The organism is Actinotalea fermentans (assembly GCF_007991475.1).
Lineage (GTDB): Bacteria > Actinomycetota > Actinomycetes > Actinomycetales > Cellulomonadaceae > Actinotalea > Actinotalea fermentans.
Window position 1 is genome coordinate 142,284 of sequence record NZ_BJYK01000008.1, and the last position, 15,047, is coordinate 157,330.

Consider the following 15,047-nt stretch of genomic DNA (forward strand, 5'->3'; position numbering starts at 1 on the left):
TCGTGAGTGGTCACAGGCCCTGCTGCTGCGCGGCGACGACCGGGAGCAGCGCGCGGATGTCCTCCGGCACACCGCTCAGCACGACGACGTCGACGCGGCGGTTGGACTCGAGCGGGTCGACGCCCGCCTCGTCGATGGGTCGCTGGTCGCCGAACCCGACGGCCGCGATGCGGTTGCCGGGGATCCCGCCGGCGTCGACCATCCGGCGCAGCACCTCGGTGGCGCGCGCCGACGACAGCTCCCAGTTCGTGGGGTAGCGCACGGACGGCACCGTGTTCGCGTGGCCCTCCACCGAGATCTGCTCGGTGGCGCGCGCGAGCACGGGCGAGACCGAGTCGATCACCCGCAGCGCCGTCCCGGTGAGGGTGGCGGCGTCGGCGCCGAAGAACACGTCGTCCGCGACCATGCCGATGACGAGGCCCCGCTCGGTGACGCGCAGCCGCACGCGGTCCCCGAGCCCCTGGGCGTCGAGGGTGCCGGTCACCTGCTGGGCGATCTCCTGGAGGTGGTTCAGCTCTGCGGCGGCCGCGATGAAGTCGAGCTGCTCCTGGGTCATGCCCTGCGTCTCCGGTGCGGGCGCGACGGGCGGCACGGCGTCGCTGCCGACGTCGGCCGCCAGGTCGGGCGTGACCTCGACGGCCTCGACGCCCGTGAGCGCACCGTTGCTGCCCTCGATGACGGAGGGCAGCCGGTTGCCGAACCCGATGGCGAGGGACTCGCGCAGCTCCTCGAACTTCGCCTGGTCCACCTGGCTGATCGAGTACAGGACGATGAACAGGCCGACGAGCACGGTCATCATGTCGGCGTAGCTGACGGCCCACCGCTCGTGGTTCTCGTGCTCCTCCTCCTGGTGGCCCTTCTTGCGGCGCGGCCGCCCGCCGTGGCCGCCGGAGCCGCGGCCGGCGCTCATGCGGCCTTCTCCTTGCTCTCACCGGGCGGCAGCAGGCTCCGCAGGCGCTGCCCGACGAGGCGCGGGTTGGCACCGGCCTGGATCGCGAGCAGGCCCTCGACGGTCAGCTCCATGTGCTGCGCCTCGAGGTCCGAGCACCGGGCGATGCGCGCGCCGATCGGCAGCCACAGGAGGTTCGCCGAGAGCAGGCCCCACAGGGTCGCGACGAACGCGCCCGCGATCATGTGGCCGATCTCCGACGGCTCGCTCAGGTTCTCCAGCACGTGCACGAGGGACACGACCGTGCCGATGATGCCGATGGTCGGGGCGTAGCCGCCCATGGCGGTGAAGTACTTCGACGACACCTTGTCCTGGGACCGCTTCGTGGTGATGCGGTCCTCGAGCATCGTGCGCAGGTCGTCGGGGTCGGTGCCGTCGATCGCCGCCTGCAGCCCGGACTTGAGGAACTCGTCGTCGACGCTGCGGGCGGCCTCCTCGAGGGAGAGCAGACCCTCGCGGCGCGCCTTGTCGGCGAGGCCGACGATCGTCTCGACGGTGCCGTCGGGGTCCGGCTTCTTGAACGTGAACCAGTGGCCGAGCCCGCCCCACGCCCGGATGGCGTCCTTGAGCGTGCCGGAGGCCAGGCCCGCGCCGAGGGTGCCGCCGATGACGAGGATCATCGGGGCCGGCATGATGACCGACATCGGGCTCGAGCCCTCGAGGAAGATGCTCAGCAGCACCATCCCGAAGGCGAACGCGATACCGCCGAGGGTTGCCGGGTCCATCAGTCGGCCTCCGGCACCGGCGTCAGCGACGGACGGCTGGGGGCCGGGCGCAGCTGGGTGACGGCCGCCATCGTGGTGTCGCCGACCTGGGCCTCCTCGGCCAGGACCATCGTGCGGGCGACGACGCTCGCGCGGTAGGTGATGATCCGGTCGGTGACCTCGTCGAGGCTCTCGGCGATGACGTACTTGGTGCCGTCGATGAGGGTGAGGATCGTGTCCGGCGTCGTCTCGATGCGCTGGATCAGGTCAGGGTTGACCGCGAACTGCGGTCCGTTGAGGCGCGTCACGACGATCACGGCTGGTCCCATCCCTGGCTGACTGGCAAGGCCCGTCCGTGGGCCTGTCAGGTCTCTGATCGGCCAGGGGCGGCCGGTGTTGAGGGACCGTGCATGATCGACGGCGGCGGGGCCTCTCGCACGCATCCGGGGCCGACGTGGGCCGATCGGGTGTATCCGCAGGTGGAATGGTTGTTGATCATGCCGAGTTGTCCCGGTTGACCGGTAGCGTTCGGTCAACCGTCCCCCGGAGGATCCCGATGCGCACCCCCCGCCGCTCGTCCGTCCCTGCCCGACGCGCGTCCCTCGCGCTGGTCGCCGCTCTCGCCGCCACTCTCGCCGCCGCGCTGCCCGCCGACGCGGCGTCCACCGTGTCCGGTGCGATCGCGATCCCCGACAACACCGCCGCGTCCCCGTACCCGTCGACGATCACGGTCAGCGAGCTCACCGGCGTCGTGCTGGGCGTCGACGTCACGCTCGAAGGGCTCACGCACACCTATCCGGCGGACCTCGGGGTGATGCTCGTCGGCCCCGGCGGGCAGGCGACCCTCCTCATGGGACACGTCGGTGGCGGCACCGACGTCAGCGGCGTCACCGTCACCTTCTCGGCCGCCGCGACGACGCCCCTCAGCCCCAGCGGGCCGCTCGGCGCGGGCCCCTACCTGCCGTCCGCGGACGCCACCCAGGAGCTCGCGTTCCCGGCGCCCGCCCCCCCGAGTGCCGGCACCGATCTCGGTGTCTTCGAGGGCACCGACCCGAACGGGGTCTGGAGCCTCTACGTCGTCGACGGCTGGGGCTCCGACGCCGGCTCGCTCGCCGGCTGGTCGCTCGACATCACCGCGGGCGTGGCGGCGGACGCCGGCGGCCCGTACACGATCGCCGAGGGTGCGACCCTGGCCCTCGACGCGTCCGCCTCGGTGGCGAGCGCGTCGGCCACCTACGCGTGGGACCTCGACGGTGACGGCGCCTACGACGACGCCACCGGCGCCACGCCGACGGTCCCGGCGGCGACGCTCGCCGCGCTCGGCCTGGGCGACGGCCCGGTCGGTCCGCTCCCCGTCGGCCTCCAGGTCACCCACGGCGCCATCGTCGAGACGGCGGCCAGCACCGTGACGGTGACGGCGACGGCGCCCACGGCTACCGTCACGCTCCCCCGGCAGATCCTCGCCGACACGCCCTTCACGATGAAGGTCGGCGCCGTCGACCCATCGGCCGCCGACGCTGCGGCCACCTTCACCTACGAGATCGACTGGACCGGCGACGGCGTCGTCGACCAGACGCTCACCGGGCCGGCCGACCCGCCCGTGTCCCACACGTTCGCAGCGGCGGGCACCTACCGTGTCACCGTCTGGGCCACCGACCGCGACGGCGCCCGCAGCGCGCCTCTGGTGACGGACGTCGTCGTCGTCCCCGCCCTGGCCGCCTCCGGCGGCGTGCCCGGCACGGCGTGGCTCGCTGCCGCGGCGCTCGCCCTCGGCGGGCTCCTCCTCGCGGCGGGACGTGGGCTCCGCCGGCCGCAGCCGTCCGCGCGGTAGCGGTCCCCCTCCGCAGGCGCGCAGACGCCGAGGAGGGCTCGTGCCGGGCGGTCAGACCCGGGCACGAGCCCTCCTCGGAGCGTCGTCAGCGCTTGAGGTTCACCAGCTCCTGGAGCAGCTCGTCGGACGTGGTGATGACCCGGCTGTTGGCCTGGAAGCCGCGCTGGGCGATGATCAGGTTCGTGAACTCGGCCGACAGGTCGACGTTCGACATCTCGAGCGCGCCACCCGTGAGGTCACCGCGGCCGCCCGTGCCCGCCGCGCCGATCTGCGCGTCGCCGGAGTTCACGGTGGTCCGGTAGAGCGAGCCGCCCGCCTTCTCCATGCCCGCGGGGTTCGTGAAGGTCGACAGGGCGACCCGGCCCAGCGCCTGCTTGAGGCCGTTGCTGAACGAGCCGAGCAGCGTGCCGTCCGCGTTGATCGTGAACGACTGCAGCGTGCCCGCCGCGCGGCCGTTCTGCGTCGACGCCTCGACGGTGTCCAGGCCGGCGAAGCCGGTGATCGTCGACAGGTCGACCGTCACGCCGCCGACGGTCAGCGAGCCGCCGGTGGCCTGCGTGCCGTCCGCGTTGAAGGTCATCGAGCCGGTCGCGTTCGTCGCCCCGATGGCGCCCGAGACGTCCCAGCCCGCCGCCGTCCGCGTGAAGGCCAGCGCCAGGGTGCTCACCGTGCCGTCGGCCGCGTACACGTCGACGTCGCGGTTGAGCGTCGTACCGACGGCGGCCTCCGACGGCAGGTTGCCCTCGAAGGTCGCGCTCGTGGTGGCCGCGGCCCCCATGAGCGTCGCGATCGGCAGGCGCAGGTCGACGAGCTGACCGTTGGTGTCGATGTTGCCCGCGGCGTCCGCCGCCCAGCCCTGCACCAGGCCGCCGTCCGGCGTGACCAGCTGGCCGGTGGCGTCGAAGTCGAAGGCGCCGGCCCGCGTGTACAGCTGCTCGGTGCCCTTGCGGACCACGAAGAAGCCGTCGCCGGAGATCATCATGTCCGTCGACCGGTTCGTCAGCTGGGCCGCGCCCTGCTGGAAGTTCGTCGTGATGCCGGCCACCCGCACGCCCAGGCCCACCTGGGCCGGGTTGGTGCCGCCGACGCCGTCCTGCGCGGCACCCGCGTTGGTGAGCACCTGGGACAGGGTGTCCTGGAACTGGGTCTGCGAGGCCTTGAAGCCGGTGGTGTTGACGTTGGCGATGTTATTGCCGGTGACGTCGAGCATCGTCTGGTGGGCCCGGAGGCCGGAGATGCCGGAGAACAGAGAGCGCAGCATTGGACGGATCCCTTCGTGGTGACGGCGTCAGGCCGTGGTCGAGGAGGAGGAGGACCCGTCCGTGGGCGTGGTGGTGGCGGACCCGTCCGTGGGCCGCGGGGTACGAACAGCGGAGATCGCGTCGAGAGGCACGTCGGCGTCGCCGACCTTGACCTTCGGCACCGCGCCGGAGAAGTCCACCCCGGTGACCGTGCCGGTCTGCACCTCGCCGTCGGCGTCGGTGTAGGAGACCTCCTGGCCGAGCATCGCGCTCGCCGCGACGCGCATCTGCAGCCCGAAGCTCTCGCGCGTGACGTCGGCGACGGCGGTGAGCTGCTCCATCGACGCCATCTGCGTGGACTGCGCCATCATCTCGGTGGTGTCCATGGGTGCCGTCGGGTCCTGGTAGCGCATCTGCGCCACGAGGAGGGCGAGGAAGACCTCCTTGTCCATCTCCTTCTTGGGCGTCGCCGACGTCGTGCCCGTGGTGAACAGGCTCGTCGCGGAGACCGCGCTGACTTCCGTCATCGGCGTTCCTCTCAGACGGTCAGGTCGAGACGGCCGCGCCGGGCGGTCGCCGTGGAATGGGCGGGCGGCACGCCCTCGGTCGCACGCTCGGCGGCCCGCGAGCCGCGGTCGCCCGACGCCGGCCGGTCGCCCCGGTCGTCGCCGCGCGCCCCGGCGTCCCCGGAGGCACCGCCGTCGGCCCGGGCCGGCTGCTGGCCCTGCCGGGAGCCGAGGTCGAGGTCTGCGCTCAGCCCGACGCCGACCAGGTCGCGCTTGAGGTCGGGCAGAGCGGCGCGGAGCGCGTCGCGGGCGGCGTCGGTCGCGCCGAGGAGCTCGATCCGCACGCCCTCGGAGCCGATGTGCGCGACGACGCGCAGCGGGCCGAAGTGCTCCGGCTCGAGCCGCATGGTCAGCACGTGCGTCCCGGGGCCGGCGGCGCGCACCGCGGGCCAGCGCGCGTCGAGCTGCTCGAGGACCTGCGCGGCGACGGGGCGCGCGGGTTCGGTCGCGGTCGTCGCGGTGGTGGTCGAGGTGCGGTCTGCCGCTGTCATCGCGGGTGCGGCTGGGGTGGTGGTCGCGTCTACTGCGGCGGTCGCCTCCGGCGCCGCCGTCGGGCGGGCCGTCCCGCCCGCTCCGCTTCGCTCCGCATGCCCGAAGCCACTCCCGGCCACCTCGCCCGGCCGCGCCGCCTCCGTAGCAACGTCGCCTTGGTCGGCGGTCGCCTTCTCGGCGGACTGCGCGGCGGGGGCTTCGGCTGGCGTCTCGCCCGGGGCGGGGGCAGCGGCGGCGGTCGCGCCCGTGCCCGGCTGGGAGGAGGGCTGGGGTGCGGCGACCGTGGCTGTCGGGGTGGGGACGTCTCCCAGGGTGGCGATGGCGGAGGTGGCGGTCGGGGCGGAGGCGTGGGCCTGGGGGGCGCCGTCGGGGTTCGGCTCGGGCATGGGCGACGAACGAGCCCCGGGCGGGACGGCGGCCGCCAGGCCCGCGCCGGAGGCGAGGAGGAGGGCGAGGCCGTCCACGGGCGTGACCGCGGCGTCGGGAGTGGTGACGGCGTCGGCGTCGGTGGCGGCGTCGGTGTCCGCGTCGGGGAGCGTGGGGACCAGGGTGAGGAGGGTCCCGCCGTCCGGGGTGGCGGAGCCGTCCGGGGTGGCGGACGAGGCGTCGGCGGGGGCGCCGTCGGTGCCCGTGGCCATGGCCGCGTCGAGGAGGGCGGCGAAGCGGCCCGCGTCGGTCATCGGGTCGGCGTCGCCCGACGCCGGCGCCGGGGCGCGCGGGGCGGGTGGCGTGGGCAGGACGATCAGGGTCGTCATCGGTCCCCCTCGGTGGTCAGGGCCTGGCGGATGGCGGTCTCGTCGAGGAGGAGCTGCTCGGCGCGCAGCGCCTCGGTCTCCTCGGTGGCGGCGTGCCGCTCGGCGAGCTTGTCGATCATGCGGACGGCGGTGCGCGCACCGCTCCACTCGACGCCCGCCTGCTCCGCCCGCTGGGTCATGAGCGTCAGGTACGCGGTCGACTCGGAGTACAGGCCGAAGAGCGCGGCGCGGCCCGCGACGGCGACCGCGAAGTCGTGCTCGTCGAGGGACGTGGAGGCGAGGTTCTGGGCGTGCTCGTCGCGACGCCGGCGGGCGGCCGCGCGCTCGGCGTTCGCCTGCGCGAGGGCCGCGGCGGCGCGCTCCTCCTCGAGTCGGCGCAGCCGGTGCAGGCCGGTCAGCCGGAAGCCGGTCATCGGGACACCCCCATCCGGGCCACGAGCGCCTCGAGCGCCGCCCACGACGCGGGCGCCGCGGCGACCTCGTCCATGGGCTGGCGCAGGAACGCGTCGATCTCGTCCGAGTGCGCGACGGCCGCGTCGACCAGCGGGTTGCTGCCCGCGGCGTACGCGCCGACGTCGAGCAGGTCCTGCGCGCGACGGCGGGCGGCGAGCACGCGGCGCAGCCCGACGGCGGCGGCCTGCTGCGCGGGCGTCGTCACGCGGGACGCGACACGGGAGACGGAGCCGAGGACGTCGATGCTCGGGAAGTGCCCGGCGACCGCGAGGTCGCGGGACAGGACGACGTGGCCGTCGAGGATGGAGCGGGCGGCGTCGGCGATGGGCTCGTTGTGGTCGTCGCCGTCCACCAGGACCGTGTAGATGCCGGTGACCGAGCCGCGTGCGGCCGTGCCGGCGCGCTCGAGCAGCTGCGCGAGCAGCGAGAACGTCGACGGCGGGTAGCCGCGCGTCGCCGGCGGCTCGCCCACGGAGAGGCCGATCTCGCGCTGGGCCATGGCCACGCGGGTGAGCGAGTCCATCATGAGGACGACGTCGCGGCCCTGGTCGCGGAACGACTCGGCGATCCGGGTGGCGACGAACGCGGCGCGCAGGCGGACCAGCGGCGGCTCGTCGGACGTCGCGACCACGACGACCGACCGCGCGAGGCCCTCGGGGCCCAGGTCGTCCTCGAGGAACTCGCGGACCTCGCGGCCGCGCTCGCCCACGAGCGCGATGACGGAGACCTCGGCCTCGGTGCCGCGCGCGACCATCGAGAGCAGGCTGGACTTGCCGACGCCCGAGCCCGCGAACAGGCCGATGCGCTGGCCGCGGCCGACGGTCGCCATCGTGTCGAGCGCGCGCACGCCGAGCGTGAGCGGCAGCGCGACGCGGGCGCGGGCGAGCGCGTCGGGCGCCGAGCCGGTGACCGGGACGCGCGCACCGTCGCCGAGGGGGCCGCGCCCGTCGGCGGGCCGGCCGAGACCGTCGAGCACCCGCCCGAGCAGCCCGTCGCCGGTCGGCACGGTGAGCGGCCGACCGGTCGCGCGCACGGGCAGGCCCACGCGCAGGCCGTCGACGCGGCCGAGCGGCATGCAGCGCAGCACGGTCGGGGTGGCCGCGACGACCTCGGCGGCCACGGGGTCCGTCGAGCCGCCGGCCAGGTCCGGACCGCCGATGCGGACGAGGTCGCCGACCGCGCCCTCGATGCCCGCGACGTCGATCGACAGGCCGACGACGGCGCTGACCGAGCCCACCCGCTCCGGGGCGGCCACCGCGAGCGCCCGCTCCCAGCGGGCGTCGCGCACGAGCGTGCCGGCGGTGCTCACGACAGGTCCTCGCCGAGCGCCGCGCGCGCCCGCTCGAGCGCCGTGCGGATCCGGCCGTCCAGAGCACCGGTAGCGTCCTCGACGACGACGTCGCCCGGCGCGAGCCGCGGGTCGCCGACGAGCGTGACGCCGTCGGGCAGCACCGCGCCCGCCTCGGCGACGAGCCGCGCGTCCGCCGGGTGCACGTGCAGGACGGCGCCCGGTGCGCCGTCGGTCATCGCCAGTGCGCGGGCCAGGAGCTCGCGCGCCGACTCCGGCCCGGTCCGCAGCTCGCGGCGCAGCACCGCCTCGGCGAGCTCGAGCGCCGCGGCCTGCAGCACGCCGCGCAGGTGCGCCTCGTCGGCGGCCGCCCGCGACGCGAGCCGGGCGGCGGCCTGCGCGAGCACCTCCACGGCGGCGGCCACCTGGTCGTCGCGTGCGGCCTGGGCCCGACGGGCGTCCTCCGCGCGTCGGACCTCGGCCTCGGCCGCCGCCTCCGCAGCGGCGCGCGCGCCCGCGACCCAGCCCGCGGCGTACCCGGCGCGCTCGCCGTCGACGCGGTGGTCGACGGAGATCGGCGCGGGGGTGAACCGCGTGGCGGCGCGGGCGTCAGGCGACATACTCGTCCTCGCCCTCGCGCCGGATGACGATCTGGCCGGACTCCTCCAGGCGCCGGATGACCTGCACGACGGTGGCGCGGGCATCCTCGACCAGCGACAGGCGCACGGGCCCGAGCAGGTCCATCTCCTCGTCGAGGTTCTCGCGCGCACGCTCGGACAGGTTGCGCGTGATCTTCTCGCGCACGTCGCCCTCGACGCCCTTGAGGGCGGTGGCCAGGGTGCTCGTCTCGACGCCGCGGAGCACGAGCTGGATGGCCCGCTCCTCGAGCAGCACGATGTCGGAGAAGACGAACATCCGGCTGCGCACCTCCTCGGCGAGGGAGGTGTCCCGGGCCTCGAGGCTCTCGAGGATGATCTTCTCGGTGGACGGGTCCGTGCGGTTGATGATGTCGACGAGGGGCTGGACGCCGCCGACCGCCGCCATCTCCTGCGGCGTGAGCACCGCGGACGCCTTGCGCTGCAGGTTCTCCGCGACCACGGCGACGACGTCGGGCGAGGCGCGCTCCATGAGCGCGATGCGGTGCGCGACGTCGCCGGCCACGGCGGGCGGCAGGCCGGTGATGATGGCCGACGCGTGGTCGGGGCGCAGGTGCGCCAGCACCAGCGCGATGGTCTGCGGGTGCTCGCCGGACAGCAGCGAGACGACCTGCCGCGCGTCGGCGTGCTGGAGGAACTCGAAGGGCTGGCCCTGCAGGGAGCTCGCCAGGCGCTCCATCATGCCCGCGGCGCGCTCGCGCCCGAGGGACGCCTCGAGCACCTTCTGCGCGAAGCCGAGGCCGCCGGCGCCGCCGCTGCCCCCGATGGACGTCTCGTAGAACTCGTCGAGGACCGCCTGGGCGACCTCGGGGTTCACGCGGTCCAGGCGCGCGATCTCGGTGGTGAGCTCCTCGATCTCGGCCTCGTCCATCTGGGACATGACGCGCGCGGCCTGGTCCTTGCCGAGCTGGATGAGCAGCAGCGCGGCCTTCTGCGTGCCGGTGAGCATCGCGGTGCCGGCCATCAGCGCCGACCACCCACGAGCCAGCTGCGCAGCACCTCGGCCACCTCGGCCGGTTGCTCGGCGGCGAGCGCGAGGACGTCCTCACGGCGGGCCTCGAGCTCGTTGCGGACGGCGGCCTGCCGCGCGGCGGCCGGCAGGGCGGGGACCTCGAGGGTCTCGCCCTCGAGCGCCTCGGTCTTGCGGGCCTCGAGCAGCTGGAGCACCCCGAGGTCGAGCGCCTCGCGCCGCGCCCGCTTGTTGCGCCGGGCGACGAGGAACGCGAGCACCGCGATCCCGATGATGATGGCGAGCGCGACCGCGCCCTGCTTGACGAGGCCCATCGTCTCGGCGGCCTTGGCCTGCTCCTCGGCCTGCGCGATCGCCTCCTGCGCCTGCTCGGCGGTGGTCGTGTCGAAGGCCATCCGGGTCACGGAGACGACGTCGCCGCGCTCGGTGTCCACCCCGGCGGCTGCGGCGACGGCGGTCTCGAGGTCGGCGAGGTCGAGGCCGGCGCCGGCGTCGTCGGACACGACGACGGAGACCGACTGGCGGCGGACGCCGCCGGGCGCCGTCGTGAGCTGCTCGGTGACCGTGTCGTAGGGGTTGTTCACGGTCGTGGACTCGCTGTTGTACGAGCCGCCGCCGTTGCCGTCGACCGGGACCGCGATGTTGTCGGGGCCGAGCACGCCGCCGTCGGCGTTGCCCGTGCCCGTGTACTCCTCGGTGGTCGTCGAGGAGGACAGCGGCGGCAGGTCGGGGTCGGTCTCGACGGTCTCGGTGGTGCGGACCGTCTGGTCGAAGTCGAGCTCGGCCGTCACGCTCACGACGGCGTTGCCGGGACCGACGAGCTTGTCGAGCATCGCCTGGACGCCCGCCTGGACGCGCGACTCGTACTCGCCGGTCTGCCCGTCGCGCAGGCCGTCGGCCGCGCTGCCGCCGACCGCCGACAGCACCTGGCCGTCCGCGTCGATGACCGCGACGTCGGCCGGGTCCATGCCCTCGATGCCGGCCGAGACCAGGTGCACGATCGACTGCACCTTGGTGGCGTCCATCGTGGTGCCGGGGGTGGTCCGGATGAACACCGACGCCGTCGGGTCCGGGGTCTCGTCGACGAAGACGCTGTCCTCGGGCAGCGCGAGCTTGACGGTCGCGGCCTCGACGCCGTTGATCGCGCCGATGGTCCGCGCGAGCTCGCCCTCGAGCGCCCGCTGGTAGGTGACCTGCTGCTGGAAGTCCGAGGAGGTCATGCCCATGTCGTCGAGCAGCGAGTAGCCGCCCTCCGACGCGGTGGGCAGGCCCGCCGCGGCGACCTCGAGCCGCATCGCGTACATCTTGTCGGCGGGCACGAGGATCGTGCTGCCGCCGTCGGTGAGCTCGTAGGCGACGCCCGCGGACTCGAGGTGGTCGACGATGGCGCTCGCGTCGGCGCTGGACAGGTTCGCGAACAGCGGGCTCATCGTCGGCTTGCTCAGCCAGGAGGAGAGCGCGAGGCCGCCCAGCACGAGGACGGCGATGCCGATGAGGCCCAGGGTCTTCTGCGCGAGGTTGAACTGGCGGAGGGTCGCCTGGAGGCGACCGAGCAGTCCGTTGAGCTGAGCTGCCATCAGGCCTGCATCCTCATGATCTCGGTGAACGCCTCGACGGCCTTGTTGCGCATGGCGACGGTGAGCTCGAGCGCGACGCTCGCCTGGCTGGAGGCGATCGTGTAGTCGTGCACGTCGTCGAGGTCACCGGTGACGGCCTTGATGCCCAGCGCTGTCGCGTTGGACTGCAGGGCCTGCAGCGAGTCGACGGCCGCGGGCGCGTCGGCGAAGCTCGTCAGGGAGAAGGCGCCGGTCGCGCCCGTGGCACCGGCCGGCGTCGTGCCCGCGGCGCCGGTGACGCCGCCGAGGCCGGAGAGGGCGTTGACGGCGGAGGCGCCGGGGACGCCGCCGAAGCCGGCGATGCCTGCGATCGGGGAGATGCTCATCAGCTGCGACCGATCTGGAGGGCCGCCTGGTAGGCGGCGGTGGCCCGGTCGACGACCGCGGCGTTCGCCTGGTAGCCGCGCTGGGCCATGATCATCTGTGTCATCTGGCTGGACATGTCGATGTCCGGGTACTTCACGTACCCGCCCTCGTCGGCCAGGGGGTTGTCGGGCTCGTAGACCAGGCGGCCCTCGGCGCTGCCGAGCGCGATGCCGGCGACCTGCGTGCCGCCGCCCTCGATGGGCTTGGCGACGACGTAGCGCGTCTGGAACGCGTCCTCGTCCGTGCGCCGGACGGTGTTGAGGTTGGACATGTTGTCCGAGATGGCGTCGAGCCACTTGCGGTACACGGTCATGCCGGTACCGGCCACCCCGATGGCGCCGAAGATGCTCATGAGGTCCTCATCGCGGTGCGCAGCTTGCTGAACGTGCCGTCGATGGCCTGCGTCGCGAGCTGGTAGCGCAGGTTCGTCTCGATGTTGAGGAGCGTCTCGGTGTCGAGGTTGACGTTGTTGCCGTCCTCGCGGGTCGGCTCGAGCGAGCGGGCCACCGAGGCGCGCGCGGCACCCGTGCCCTGGCGGACGGCGTCGGCCAGCTGGGCCTCGAAGGAGACGCGCTTGGCCTGGTAGCCGGGGGTCTGGAGGTTGGCCACGTTGTCGGCGATGACGCGCTGACGCATCGACAGACCGTCGAGGGCGCTGTTCATCGCCACGAAGCTCACGGAGTCGAACACGGTCCGGTCCCCTGTCACGCGGGCGGTGGCCGAATCCGTGGCCGGGGTGCGAGCGGTCCGTGCTCAGGCTGCCCATCGGCCGTGCCGTGAGGCGTGTGAGAGGTTCTCCGGGAACTGGCGTCCGCTTCACCCACTCGGGTCATCCGGCGGGCGCCGGCGGGCGTCAGGCGGGCGTGTCCAGGTAGACCGGGGAGGCCTCGGGCGCGGAGCGCATGCCCTGGGCGGCGCGCGCGTGCCGGCGGGCGAGCGCGGCGGCCTCGGCCACGCGGCGGCTCACCTCGATCTGGCGGTCCAGGAGCGCGCGGGCGCGGTCGGCGAGCGCCATCGGCAGCGGGCCGAGGCCCACGGGCGGGGTCCACGGGTCGGGCGGGTCGAGCGCGATCTCGCGCAGCGCGAGCGCGTGCTCCACCTCGGCGACGTCGAGCTCGAGCGCCGCGAGCGCCGCCTCCCAGGCGGCGTCCCAGCCCACGGCGGGGCCGGTCACGCGGGCGACAGGGCTGGTCATGGTGGGCTCAGCCCTCCCAGACCGTGCCCGACGACGCCGCGACGCCGGTGCCGAACGCACGCACGGGCGCGGCAGCCATCTCGAGCGGCGTGGCGGCGGCGACCTCGCGGGCGGCCTGGTGCCAGGCGTCGCGCAGCGGCTCGACCAGCTCGCGGCAGGCGGCCGTGCGGTCGGCGTCGCCGCTGATGTTGGCGCCGACGAGCTCGGTGATGAGGAACATGTAGACGCTCATGAGGCGCGCGGCGCCGTCCCAGGCGTCGACGTCGAGGGTCGCGGCGAGCTCGTGGACGATCTCCTGCGCGTGCACCAGGTGCGCGCTGGCGGCGACGCGGTCGCCGACCTGCTGCTCGGCCTCGGCCCGCTGGAGGTCCAGCACCAGGCGGTCGTAGAGCATGGTCAGCAGCTTGGCCGGGCTGGCCGTGCTGATCGAGTCGTCCACGTAGCGGGTGCGACCGGCGGCGTAGTTCATCTCTTTATCCCGTCCCTGGGCTCAGGATGACCAGTTGGCGTTGAGCGTCTCAAGCTGGCCGGCGAGCCAGTTGGACTGCGAGGTCAGGTTCGACATCGTGACCTCGAGCGCGGCGTAGGTGCGCTGCAGGCCCTCCTTGCGGACGGCGAGGCGGCGGTCCCAGTCCTCGATCCGGGTGCCCATGTCCTTGACCAGGCCCTCCTGCCCCTGGATCTTCAGGGTCAGGCTGCCCTCGTACTTGTCGGAGACGTCCGTCGCGACCTCGGCGACCCGTTCGGCGACGCCCGCGAGGACCGTCTGCACCTTCGCGGGGTCGTCGGCGAAGGCCTTCGTGAAGGCGGCCTCGTCGAACGTGAACGTGCCGTCCTTCTTCAGGGTGATGCCCGCGACGGAGGGCGAGAACCCGTCGACCGGGTACGACGCCGCCTCGCTCAGCTGCTGCTGGATGGCGCGGACCGCTGTCTCGCCGGTGAAGAGCCCGCCCTTGACGCTCGTCGTGCCGTCGCTGTTGGTGGTGGTCGTCACCGCGGAGCGCGAGGCGATCTCCGACAGGACCACGTTGAGCGAGTTGACGAGGTCGGAGCCGAGCTTCTTGAGGGCGTCCGTGTCCTGGGCGACGGTGATCGTCGTCGGGGCCTCGTCCGCGGCGGTGACCTTGGAGACTGTGACGTCGACGCCCGTCATGAGGCCAGTGAAGGTGTTCGACGGCTGCGTGTAGACCTGCTGCGCGTCGGTGCCCTTCCACAGGGTGAGCTGTGCGTCGCTCGACGCGCGGACCGTCGCCGTGTCGATCCGCGTGGCCGTGCCGACCTCGACCGCGGCCGCGTCGCCGCGGAACACCTCGAAGGCGCCGTCGGTCTCGCCGGTCGTCGTGCCGGTGAACTGGATGCGGTACAGCGGCGTCTCGCCGTTGGTCACGCGGACGACCGTCGCCTTGACCCCGACGTCGGCGGCGTCGTTGAGCGCCTTGGTCACGTCGGCGAGGCTGCCACTGGTGGGCTGGATGGTGACCAGAGCGCCCGCGCCGGTGCGGACGGTGATCTGCGGCGGGATGCCGGCGAGCGCGCCGTCGTCGGCGACGACGTCGGTGAGCGTGACCTGGGTGCTCGCGACCGAGTCGACGGTGAAGCTGAGGGAACCCGCCTGCGCGGAGCCGGAGGCGGAGGCCGTCACGCTCGTCGACGACGAGGTGGCCTTCCACGCCTGCCACGACTCGGGCTTGGCCACCTTCGCGGCCATCTCCGCAAGCGAGGCGACCCTGACGTTGAGGGACTGCAGGGCGCTGACGAAGCTCTTGGTGGTCGACTGCTTCGCCTTGAGCTGGGTCTGCGGGCCCGCCTCGATCTGCATGAGCTGGTTGATCAGGGTGGTGGTGTCGAGACCGCTGACCAGGCCGTCAATGCCGAGTGTTGCCACGGTACCGCTCTCCTTCCCCCCTGCTGGGTACTGCTGTCGGTGGTGCCGCGGCCGGCGGCGGTGACGGTTGACGTCCCGCC

At 73.8% G+C, this 15,047-nt stretch carries 18 protein-coding genes; 1 reads left to right on the forward strand and 17 read right to left on the reverse strand.

All coding sequences use genetic code 11. The annotated features are described in order from the left end of the window. Positions 1-10 precede the first annotated feature (10 nt). Genes AFE02nite_RS11850 through AFE02nite_RS11860 form a run of 3 tightly spaced genes read right to left on the reverse strand, consistent with a single transcriptional unit; the run spans position 11 to position 1,970 of the window. On the reverse strand, positions 11-910 hold the full coding sequence (locus AFE02nite_RS11850; RefSeq protein WP_034247855.1) for a flagellar motor protein MotB: 900 nt from the start codon (positions 908-910) through the stop codon (positions 11-13). Further along, entirely contained in the window at positions 907-1,674 is a 768-nt protein-coding gene (locus tag AFE02nite_RS11855; protein WP_034247854.1) for a motility protein A, read from the reverse strand. The genes AFE02nite_RS11850 and AFE02nite_RS11855 overlap by 4 nt, the downstream gene beginning before the upstream one ends. Further along, positions 1,674-1,970, reverse strand: coding sequence for a flagellar FlbD family protein (locus AFE02nite_RS11860; RefSeq protein ID WP_052113919.1), 297 nt, complete (start codon positions 1,968-1,970; stop codon positions 1,674-1,676). The genes AFE02nite_RS11855 and AFE02nite_RS11860 overlap by 1 nt, the downstream gene beginning before the upstream one ends. Before the next feature lie 239 nt (positions 1,971-2,209). Here AFE02nite_RS11860 and AFE02nite_RS11865 point away from each other — a divergent pair, with 239 nt between their 5' ends. Next, positions 2,210-3,484 carry a PKD domain-containing protein gene (locus tag AFE02nite_RS11865; protein WP_146819711.1) on the forward strand — a complete coding sequence of 425 codons (1,275 nt, stop codon included), beginning with the start codon at positions 2,210-2,212 and terminating at the stop codon, positions 3,482-3,484. Positions 3,485-3,569: 85 nt separating this feature from the next. Here the strand turns inward: AFE02nite_RS11865 and AFE02nite_RS11870 are convergent, their stop codons facing one another. The 14 genes from AFE02nite_RS11870 to fliD form a co-directional block, all read right to left on the reverse strand. After that, the gene (locus AFE02nite_RS11870; protein WP_034247852.1) at positions 3,570-4,745 is read right to left on the reverse strand and encodes a flagellar hook protein FlgE; all 1,176 of its coding nucleotides are present in this window, start codon (positions 4,743-4,745) and stop codon (positions 3,570-3,572) included. A 27-nt stretch (positions 4,746-4,772) separates the two neighbouring features. Next, positions 4,773-5,252: a flagellar hook assembly protein FlgD gene (locus AFE02nite_RS11875; RefSeq protein WP_034247851.1), complete on the reverse strand. Its 480-nt coding sequence runs from the start codon at positions 5,250-5,252 to the stop codon at positions 4,773-4,775. An 11-nt stretch (positions 5,253-5,263) separates the two neighbouring features. Next, positions 5,264-6,538 carry a flagellar hook-length control protein FliK gene (locus AFE02nite_RS11880; RefSeq protein WP_146819712.1) on the reverse strand — a complete coding sequence of 425 codons (1,275 nt, stop codon included), beginning with the start codon at positions 6,536-6,538 and terminating at the stop codon, positions 5,264-5,266. Further along, positions 6,535-6,951, reverse strand: coding sequence for a flagellar FliJ family protein (locus tag AFE02nite_RS11885; RefSeq protein ID WP_034249491.1), 417 nt, complete (start codon positions 6,949-6,951; stop codon positions 6,535-6,537). Before AFE02nite_RS11885 ends, AFE02nite_RS11880 begins: the two co-directional genes overlap by 4 nt. Beyond that, entirely contained in the window at positions 6,948-8,300 is a 1,353-nt protein-coding gene (locus AFE02nite_RS11890; protein ID WP_307726050.1) for a FliI/YscN family ATPase, read from the reverse strand. Before AFE02nite_RS11890 ends, AFE02nite_RS11885 begins: the two co-directional genes overlap by 4 nt. Next, positions 8,297-8,899 (reverse strand): FliH/SctL family protein, encoded by a 603-nt coding sequence (locus AFE02nite_RS11895; protein ID WP_186814551.1) that lies wholly within the window; start codon positions 8,897-8,899, stop codon positions 8,297-8,299. The genes AFE02nite_RS11890 and AFE02nite_RS11895 overlap by 4 nt, the downstream gene beginning before the upstream one ends. Next, on the reverse strand, positions 8,889-9,899 hold the full coding sequence (gene fliG, locus AFE02nite_RS11900; protein ID WP_186814552.1) for a flagellar motor switch protein FliG: 1,011 nt from the start codon (positions 9,897-9,899) through the stop codon (positions 8,889-8,891). The genes AFE02nite_RS11895 and fliG overlap by 11 nt, the downstream gene beginning before the upstream one ends. Further along, positions 9,899-11,482, reverse strand: a complete 1,584-nt coding sequence (gene fliF, locus AFE02nite_RS11905) for a flagellar basal-body MS-ring/collar protein FliF (protein WP_146819714.1) — start codon at positions 11,480-11,482, stop codon at positions 9,899-9,901. The genes fliG and fliF overlap by 1 nt, the downstream gene beginning before the upstream one ends. Next, positions 11,482-11,847 carry a flagellar hook-basal body complex protein FliE gene (locus AFE02nite_RS11910; RefSeq protein WP_052114040.1) on the reverse strand — a complete coding sequence of 122 codons (366 nt, stop codon included), beginning with the start codon at positions 11,845-11,847 and terminating at the stop codon, positions 11,482-11,484. The genes fliF and AFE02nite_RS11910 overlap by 1 nt, the downstream gene beginning before the upstream one ends. Beyond that, positions 11,847-12,239 (reverse strand): flagellar basal body rod protein FlgC, encoded by a 393-nt coding sequence (locus AFE02nite_RS11915; protein ID WP_034248905.1) that lies wholly within the window; start codon positions 12,237-12,239, stop codon positions 11,847-11,849. The genes AFE02nite_RS11910 and AFE02nite_RS11915 overlap by 1 nt, the downstream gene beginning before the upstream one ends. Then, complete coding sequence (locus AFE02nite_RS11920) at positions 12,236-12,577, reverse strand: flagellar basal body rod protein FlgB (protein WP_034248906.1); 342 nt, start codon at positions 12,575-12,577, stop codon at positions 12,236-12,238. The genes AFE02nite_RS11915 and AFE02nite_RS11920 overlap by 4 nt, the downstream gene beginning before the upstream one ends. Positions 12,578-12,740: 163 nt before the next feature. Beyond that, entirely contained in the window at positions 12,741-13,082 is a 342-nt protein-coding gene (locus AFE02nite_RS11925; RefSeq protein ID WP_146819715.1) for a hypothetical protein, read from the reverse strand. Positions 13,083-13,089: 7 nt separating this feature from the next. Then, positions 13,090-13,551, reverse strand: coding sequence for a flagellar export chaperone FliS (fliS, locus tag AFE02nite_RS11930; protein WP_146819716.1), 462 nt, complete (start codon positions 13,549-13,551; stop codon positions 13,090-13,092). A 21-nt stretch (positions 13,552-13,572) separates the two neighbouring features. Next, the gene (gene fliD / locus AFE02nite_RS11935; RefSeq protein ID WP_034249642.1) at positions 13,573-14,967 is read right to left on the reverse strand and encodes a flagellar filament capping protein FliD; all 1,395 of its coding nucleotides are present in this window, start codon (positions 14,965-14,967) and stop codon (positions 13,573-13,575) included. Positions 14,968-15,047 lie beyond the last annotated feature (80 nt).

Excerpts from the sequence above, each read along its gene's own strand:
- AFE02nite_RS11850 (WP_034247855.1), bottom strand. The coding sequence starts at position 910 with ATGAGCGCCGGCCGCGGCTCCGGCGGCCACGGCGGGCGGCCGCGCCGC.
- AFE02nite_RS11855 (WP_034247854.1), bottom strand. The coding sequence starts at position 1,674 with ATGGACCCGGCAACCCTCGGCGGTATCGCGTTCGCCTTCGGGATGGTG.
- AFE02nite_RS11865 (WP_146819711.1), top strand. The coding sequence starts at position 2,210 with ATGCGCACCCCCCGCCGCTCGTCCGTCCCTGCCCGACGCGCGTCCCTC.
- AFE02nite_RS11870 (WP_034247852.1), bottom strand. The coding sequence starts at position 4,745 with ATGCTGCGCTCTCTGTTCTCCGGCATCTCCGGCCTCCGGGCCCACCAG.
- AFE02nite_RS11875 (WP_034247851.1), bottom strand. The coding sequence starts at position 5,252 with ATGACGGAAGTCAGCGCGGTCTCCGCGACGAGCCTGTTCACCACGGGC.
- AFE02nite_RS11880 (WP_146819712.1), bottom strand. The coding sequence starts at position 6,538 with ATGACGACCCTGATCGTCCTGCCCACGCCACCCGCCCCGCGCGCCCCG.
- AFE02nite_RS11885 (WP_034249491.1), bottom strand. The coding sequence starts at position 6,951 with ATGACCGGCTTCCGGCTGACCGGCCTGCACCGGCTGCGCCGACTCGAG.
- AFE02nite_RS11895 (WP_186814551.1), bottom strand. The coding sequence starts at position 8,899 with ATGTCGCCTGACGCCCGCGCCGCCACGCGGTTCACCCCCGCGCCGATC.
- fliG (WP_186814552.1), bottom strand. The coding sequence starts at position 9,899 with ATGGCCGGCACCGCGATGCTCACCGGCACGCAGAAGGCCGCGCTGCTG.
- fliF (WP_146819714.1), bottom strand. The coding sequence starts at position 11,482 with ATGGCAGCTCAGCTCAACGGACTGCTCGGTCGCCTCCAGGCGACCCTC.
- AFE02nite_RS11910 (WP_052114040.1), bottom strand. The coding sequence starts at position 11,847 with ATGAGCATCTCCCCGATCGCAGGCATCGCCGGCTTCGGCGGCGTCCCC.
- AFE02nite_RS11915 (WP_034248905.1), bottom strand. The coding sequence starts at position 12,239 with ATGAGCATCTTCGGCGCCATCGGGGTGGCCGGTACCGGCATGACCGTG.
- AFE02nite_RS11925 (WP_146819715.1), bottom strand. The coding sequence starts at position 13,082 with ATGACCAGCCCTGTCGCCCGCGTGACCGGCCCCGCCGTGGGCTGGGAC.
- fliS (WP_146819716.1), bottom strand. The coding sequence starts at position 13,551 with ATGAACTACGCCGCCGGTCGCACCCGCTACGTGGACGACTCGATCAGC.